Genomic DNA, 6386 nt, shown 5'->3' with positions numbered 1-6386 from the left:
CGCAGCTTCTTACGGGCCCGGGAGAGCCGGGAGGCCACCGTTCCGACCGGAATCCCCAGGGCCCCGGCTGCGGCCTCGTAGTCCAGGCCCTCCCCGAGGCAGAGCGTGATGACCTCGCGCTCCGGTCTGCGCAGCGCGGCAAGGGCGGTCAGGGCCGTGGCGAGGCGCCGCCGATCGTCTACCCGGTCGGCCACCTCGTCGGCGTGGTCGGGCACCGACAGCTCGGCCGCCGCGGCGGCGTTGGCCGCCGCCCGGTAGCGCCGGTTGCTCCGGTACTGGTTGCGCGCCGTGTTGGTGGCGATGCCCAGCAGCCAGGGCCGCAGGGAGCCACCCTCCGGATCGACCCTGTCACGAAGCCGCCACGCCTCCAAGAAGGTCGCCGCCATCACGTCCTCGGCCACCGACCAGTCGGCGGTCAGCCGGAAGGCATGGTTGTAGACCGCGCGGGCATAGCTGTCGAAAAGCTCAGCGAACGCGCTGGACTCCCCGGCCCGTACCCGGGTACGCATATCAGTGCTCACCTCAATGAGCTGTCCGGCACCCGACACCGACTTCCCGTGACCTGCATCACGCTCGATCTCCATGCGCCCCTGCCGTCGGTCGGCCCGGGCACGGCCACGCCCCGTGAGCGCGGACAGGGACAGTCAACAGCGGGGCGACCGGGCCCCTGTCGGCGTGTTCAGACCGCCTGGCGACGCCGGACCACTCCCGCCTCCTGTGCCCGGGGGTGGTGCGGGGCACACAGCGGACCAGGTCTTCGTCGATGTCGGCGCCGTTCACGGGGGTGACTCTACGAACCGCATGCCCGGTAGACGAAGGCCGGGGGGAGGTTCGGCCATACGGTGCGGGTGCGCTCGACGGTCGGGAAGCGCTCGCGCAGGGCGGCGGCGAGCGCGCGGCCGGGCGAGGTCCAGGCCCGGGGGGTGTAGGCGAACGTGGTGAACCGGCCGCCCGGTGCGAGAGATTTCGCCACGGCGTCGAGGGTGTGCCCGCGTCCGCGCCGGCATGACGGTCCACGGCAGCCCGGAGACCACCGCGTCCACGGGGCCGTCCGCGAACGCCGTCAGGTCAGCCGCCGCTCCGTGCACGACGGTGAGCCGCTCGTCATGGTGGGTGGCCGCCAGACGGTCCGCGAGGTCCGCGTTGAGCTCGATGGCGACCAGACGGGCGGCGGACGGTGCCCGGCGCAGCACGGCCTCGGTGACACGCCCGTACCCGGACCGACTTCGACGACGAGACGGGCGTTCTCCAGACCGATGTCACGGGTCATGGCCGCGGCCAGCCGCCGTGAGCTGGCGGCGACCGCGCCGGTCATGAGGGGGCTCCTGAGGAACTGCGTGGTGATCGACACGACGGTCATGCTCGGCAGCCGCGATGTGGCCGCGTGTCGTACGCCGGGGCCGCCCGCCTAACCCGCGCCTGCTCGTCGGACTCAACGAGATCACACTCGTCGCCGTTTCCCCGGCGACCGTGCAGCGCCTGCTGGGCAAGAAGGCCGGCCGCCTCGCCGCCGACCGCGCCCGCGGCATCGACTCCCGCCCGGTCGTCCCCCGCCCGCTGCCGTACACCACCGCTTCCCCCACCACCCTCGACGGCGCCACGTTTGGTCCGCCTGGCTCGACCTCGTCGTCCGGCTCGGCCTCCGACTGCGCCGCCGCAACCAAGCCGTCCGCGCCCTGATGTCCGTGGGCGGCACCGGCTGGGGGAAGACCCGCCGCCTGCCCGAACCCTCCGCACACCAGGACCTGCGCATCCTCGCCTACCAGTTCCTGGACGCCGCCGGCTTGCAACGCGTCCACCTGACCGGGCTCGTACTCGCGGGCGAGGACCTCGTCGATCAGCAGGTTGCGGTCGACGAACCGGCGCACCAAGAACGCCGTCACGTTCGCCTTCTCGTCGTACGCGGTCGGGTTCGGTATGCCGAGCGCGTACGGCGATCGGGTCCACCGCCGCGCCGCTCGAGGTCGGCGGGGAGGGCATCGCGGCCCGGATGACGTCGGCCGAAACCGCCTTGTGTCTACGACCCGAAGCGCAGCCGGCTGCCGAAGCACGGGCCGGAACACTGCCTCGCCAGGCTCGAGACCTCACCCGAGCCCGCTGCCCCCCGCACCGTCACCGCAAATCACAGCTAGGCACACAAGAGCGTGGGACCGGGTCCACCGGCGACTGACACATTGGGCCGTCTGGCTGGACAACGACGGCGAACTCCCGCTGATCTGAGGACATTGATCCACCTGGAGGGCGAGCACCTCTCGAAGAACCGAGCGGCACCGGCGGTGTAGTTGTGGTCTCGAAGACCGGCGCCACGGGTCGGGACGTCGACCGGGCCTGGCGCACGTTTTCCTGCGGAGATTCGACCGACGCTCGACAGGCAGGCAGGCAGGCAGGCAGGCAGGTCGGCCCGGCCGTGGCCACGACGGAGGGGGTCCTCCCGGGGTCCGGGACGCCCTCCCTCGTGAGCAAATCATGCCGCGTGCGGCCGCAGCGCGGCCAGCCGACACAGGGGCGCCTCGTGAGTGCCTGTTCCTACCCAAGCGACCCCCAGGGAGGGCTTTGGGAGGGGAGCGCGCCCATGGTGGAGTGAATGGGGGGAGTGGGTGGCCCCGGCTTGGCTGGCGCGTGGACACATCCTTGCTCACCTGAGGATTCCGCGACATGCCAGCTGGACTGCCGCCGATCGGCGCCGAGATCCCCCCTTTCGCCTCGCCATCGACACCCCGCTCGAAAGCGCAACCGACCTCGTCTCTGCGGTGCGGGCAGAAATTCACCGATCAGCGCTGGGAGGAGACCACCGCGCGGTGGCGCCTGGGCACCCGGGGACGCGGCGGTGTGCGGCGACTGCCACGCCGACGACGTCGCCCGTGAGGAAGCCACCGCCGAAGCCGCCCGCCTCCAGGCCGCCACGCCACCCGAGTCGGAGTACGACCACGACCAGGAGGCGGGCAAGTCCCGCCGTGCCCCGTTCCGCTACCGCGGCTGATCCCACACGGCGACGCCGTTCCTCCCACCGGACACGGGGGAGAGGGCGGCGTCGATGAGCAGCGGCCCCGCTCAGGCCGGGGCGGCTTGCCTCGCCGGCGCGGTAGGTGGGGAGCGCAGGCCTTCCTCCACCGCGCGCAGCTGCTCCCAATGGTTGGCCGCGACCATCCGCCACGCCACAGAGGAGTCACGTCGGCCAGGTCCTCCCGCGTGTAACGGCCTCTTGAACTCTTCGGTCATGGCATGGACCGCAGGGGCGGATGCTGCGTCGTTATCCCTGGGGGTTGGAGCAGGGGCGGCGGTTCGGGGCCCGGATCCACGGTGACAACGACGCCGGCGGCCGCGTGGTCGAAACCGGCGGGCCAGCGAGTGTGCTCGCTGGCCATTGCGCCGGTCAGACGTGTCTGGAGAAGGTCGGCCGTGCTCAAGTTGCAGCCACGCAAGTCCGCTAGGCGCAGGTCGGCGCGGCGGAAGACAGCGTCGCCTGCGTCGGCCTTGCGCAGGTTCGCCTCGCGCAGGTCCGCTTCGGTGAAGTCCGCGTCACGCAAGTCGGTCTTGACCAGCCGTGCGCCCCGGAGGTCGGACCGAACGCAGCGGGCCCGGCGCAGGATCGCCGTCTGGAGGTCGGCGTGCCGCAGGTTGACCGAGACGAGGGACGCCTGCGTCAGGTTGGCGTGGTACAGGCCCGCCGCCTCCATACAGGACCGGTCGAGGTTGACCTCATGCAACCACAGCCCGTCGCAGTCGGCCCGGCGCAGGTCCGTGACGCTGAGGTTGACCCAGGACTGCTCCCGGGGTTGCAGCAGCAGCACGCCGAGCCCGGTCAGCGCCACCTGGGCGTCGGCGGCACGGACCTCCAGCGGCACGATGTCGTTGATGGGCACGTCCGCCGCTGGAGCGTCCGGTCGAGCGGGCGGCCAGGGCAGGTGTGTACGCAGGTAAGCGGCCTGCATGGAGATGACGGCCTCGCGGTCGCGGGCGGAGTGCTCCGCGATTCGCCACAGTGCGTGGAGCCCGCCGATGCGTGTTTCCAGCTTGTCACTGCCCAGTTGATCGACGGCCGTGCTGAACCGGTCGGTGACATAGCCCTCCTGAGTGGCGCGCAAGGTGTCCTGGCTGACGCGGAGTTGCCTCCAGGTGGCGTACGCGCCGAACAACACGACCATGCCGCCCACGGCCTGGAGAAGTGTCGTACGGACGTCGTTCACCGCCTTCAGCCGGTCCTGCGCAACGACGCTCGCCCCGGCGAGATCGTGGTCGACCACCACACCCGGCAGGACGACGAACACCGCGCCCAGAGCGGCCAACCCCGCCGTCCCGGCCAGCAGGGCCGCGATCGCACGATGCCTGACCAACCGGTCGCGCCACGGCCTGCGGCCACGACCCGGCTCCCCGATCTCCATGGGCATGGGAGCCTAGGCGCCGCTCAAAAAACGATCAAGATGCACGACGCTGCCTGCGCAGGCGCCACATACGGCACACGATCCCGGAACCGAGGGATCAGCGGGCCAACCGGCGACGCAGAGGCGGAGAAGGTGGCAGGCCCGCCGGCTTCGACCGCGACCGCTACCGGCGCCGCAACGAAGTTGAGCGGACTATTCAGCCGACTCGAGAACTCCTGGGCGTTGGCCACTCGTTACGACAAGCGCGCCTACGTCTTCCACGGCACCGGCACCGCAGCAGCACTCGGGCCCTGGCTCTGTCAGTGATCCGACGGACAGAACCTGAGCGCGGGTAGATGGGTGACCGGCTCGGTGTACGACAGCCGTACCCAGCGGCGCACCGCGTGGGTGCGGCTGGACCACCTCCGTGATCTGCGTCGCGCTCGCCATCTTCAGTGCACCAGCACCCGCCGGGCGTCCTTCGGTCATGGCGCTCGCCCGGGGCGGCAGGGGGCCGCGGGCAGCAACCGGAATCGAGAGCGTCGACTCCTGGCGCATCGACGTCGCGCGCCCGCTTCAGATCTGGTTGAGGCCGCCGTCGACGAAGAGTTCCGTACCAGTGACGAAGCTGCTCTGGTCACTGGCGAGGAAGAGTGCGGCGGCGGCCACCTCGTCAGGGCGGCCCATGCGGCCCAGCGGCACCTGGTTCGCGAAGAAGTCCCACAGCTCGGCCGCCTCGTCCGCGCCGGGGGCGAGGCCGGCGTTCCCGGGTGTCTCGATGGGGCCGGGGACGAGTGTGTTGACACGGATCCCCCGGTGCTTGAGCTCGTTGGCCCAGGTACGGGAGAACGAACGGATGGCGGCCTTGGACGCGGCGTAGACGCCGAACGCCTCGCCACCGGAGGTCGCCGCGGTGGAGCCGGTGAGAATTACCGAGGCACCGTCGTTGAGCAGCGGCAGCGCCTTCTGGACGGTGAAGAGGGTGCCCCGCACATTGATGCCGAAGGTGGTGTCGAAGTGCTGCTCGGTGACCTGCTCCAGGGTGGAGAACTCACCGCCGCCCGCGTTGGCGAACAGCACGTCCACGCGCCGCCCCTGGTCGGCGACGGCGGCGTAGAGCCGGTCGATGTCGGCCGGATCGGAGACGTCGCCCCGGACTGCGGTGGCGTTCGGGCCGATCTCGGCCAGTGCGGCGTCCAGCGCCTCCTGCCGTCGCCCGGTGATGAAGACATGCGCGCCCTCGGCGGCGAAGCGCTTGGCGCTGGCCAGCCCGATGCCACTGTTACCGCCCGTTACCACAGCGGTCTTCCCGTCAAGCTGTCCCATGATTGGAACTCCGGTTCTCTACGGACCATGACCGGCCCTGAAGATTGATGGTGTCGCCGCCCGGCAGAAAGCCCGAACGTGGAAGAGAGGTCGCCGGCGGCGTGCTGATCCGGCCCCGAAGGGTGTGTGTGAAGCGATTCTGGGTTACCGCGACGCCAGGACATCCCGCAGGACATCGGCCAGCGTTATCCGGTCCAATTCGGCGCGAACGGCTTCCTCGACACGGGCGTACACCGGACGCATCGCGGGCTGGATACCGGAACCGACCGGACAGCCGAGGTTGGGTTCCGAGCGGTGCATGGCGAACAATGGTGACGGCTCGATCGCCTCGTACACGTCCCGCAGGGTGATGTCCTCCAGCGGTCTGGCGAGTACCCACCCTGCGTCGGCGCCGCGTCGCGAGTGCACCAGTCCGGCATCGCGCATCCGGCCGAGCAACCGCCGGATCACGACGGGGTTGGTGTTGACGCTGCCCGCGACCCCCTCGGATGTTGCTGTTCCGTCGCCGATCCGGCGGTGCAATTCGATCCACGTCAGCGCGTGCGCCGCCACGGTGAGCCGGCTGTTGCCCGCCACGTGACCACCTCCTTGGAAGTAACCGTAATTGTTACATCTGGGGTCGTCAAGCGAGTGCCGGCGACGCCGCGGGAGGAGACTCGTCGGCACGGGCAGCGACGTCCGCGGGTCGCATCGGTTCGC

The 6386-nt window shown here is 70.6% G+C and carries 7 protein-coding genes and 2 pseudogenes; 3 read left to right on the top strand and 6 right to left on the bottom strand.

Going from position 1 to position 6386, the window contains the following annotated elements; all coding sequences use genetic code 11:
• The 3 genes and pseudogenes from AB0F03_RS33280 to AB0F03_RS33270 all read right to left on the bottom strand — a co-directional run.
• Positions 1 to 509 (bottom strand): sigma-70 family RNA polymerase sigma factor (locus AB0F03_RS33280; protein ID WP_361998974.1); only part of this gene is annotated, 509 nt, incomplete at its 3' end.
• A gap of 281 nt (positions 510 to 790) precedes the next feature.
• Positions 791 to 973, bottom strand: a complete 183-nt coding sequence (locus AB0F03_RS33275; protein WP_361998990.1) for a hypothetical protein — start codon at positions 971 to 973, stop codon at positions 791 to 793.
• A gap of 106 nt (positions 974 to 1079) precedes the next feature.
• Positions 1080 to 1193: pseudogene (locus AB0F03_RS33270) on the bottom strand (methyltransferase); the annotation flags it as partial.
• 181 nt (positions 1194 to 1374) lie between these two features.
• Between AB0F03_RS33270 and AB0F03_RS33265 the strand changes: the two are divergent.
• Both AB0F03_RS33265 and AB0F03_RS33260 read left to right on the top strand, forming a co-directional pair.
• Positions 1375 to 1680, top strand: a complete 306-nt coding sequence (locus AB0F03_RS33265) for a hypothetical protein (protein ID WP_361998971.1) — start codon at positions 1375 to 1377, stop codon at positions 1678 to 1680.
• A gap of 1147 nt (positions 1681 to 2827) precedes the next feature.
• Positions 2828 to 2980, top strand: a complete 153-nt coding sequence (locus AB0F03_RS33260; protein WP_361998968.1) for a hypothetical protein — start codon at positions 2828 to 2830, stop codon at positions 2978 to 2980.
• A gap of 235 nt (positions 2981 to 3215) precedes the next feature.
• On the opposite strand, the gene AB0F03_RS33255 is transcribed toward AB0F03_RS33260, so the two are convergent.
• Positions 3216 to 4382, bottom strand: coding sequence for a pentapeptide repeat-containing protein (locus tag AB0F03_RS33255; protein WP_361998965.1), 1167 nt, complete (start codon positions 4380 to 4382; stop codon positions 3216 to 3218).
• 44 nt (positions 4383 to 4426) lie between these two features.
• Here AB0F03_RS33255 and AB0F03_RS33250 point away from each other — a divergent pair.
• A pseudogene (locus tag AB0F03_RS33250) lies at positions 4427 to 4688 on the top strand (IS5/IS1182 family transposase); the annotation flags it as partial.
• 249 nt (positions 4689 to 4937) lie between these two features.
• On the opposite strand, the gene AB0F03_RS33245 reads toward AB0F03_RS33250, so the two are convergent.
• Positions 4938 to 5687 carry a glucose 1-dehydrogenase gene (locus AB0F03_RS33245; RefSeq protein WP_361998962.1) on the bottom strand — a complete coding sequence of 250 codons (750 nt, stop codon included), beginning with the start codon at positions 5685 to 5687 and terminating at the stop codon, positions 4938 to 4940.
• 144 nt (positions 5688 to 5831) lie between these two features.
• Positions 5832 to 6263, bottom strand: coding sequence for an Rrf2 family transcriptional regulator (locus tag AB0F03_RS33240; protein WP_361998959.1), 432 nt, complete (start codon positions 6261 to 6263; stop codon positions 5832 to 5834).
• Positions 6264 to 6386 lie beyond the last annotated feature (123 nt).

It is taken from the genome of Streptomyces sp. NPDC028722, from assembly GCF_040637655.1.
GTDB lineage: Bacteria > Actinomycetota > Actinomycetes > Streptomycetales > Streptomycetaceae > Streptomyces.
Note: the sequence above shows the minus strand (reverse complement) of the source record. Positions and strands in the feature narration are given on the sequence as shown.

Bases quoted from the DNA above. Each gene is read 5' to 3' on its own strand.
- AB0F03_RS33265 (WP_361998971.1), top strand. From the start codon at position 1,375: ATGTGGCCGCGTGTCGTACGCCGGGGCCGCCCGCCTAACCCGCGCCTG.
- AB0F03_RS33255 (WP_361998965.1), bottom strand. From the start codon at position 4,382: ATGGAGATCGGGGAGCCGGGTCGTGGCCGCAGGCCGTGGCGCGACCGG.
- AB0F03_RS33245 (WP_361998962.1), bottom strand. From the start codon at position 5,687: ATGGGACAGCTTGACGGGAAGACCGCTGTGGTAACGGGCGGTAACAGT.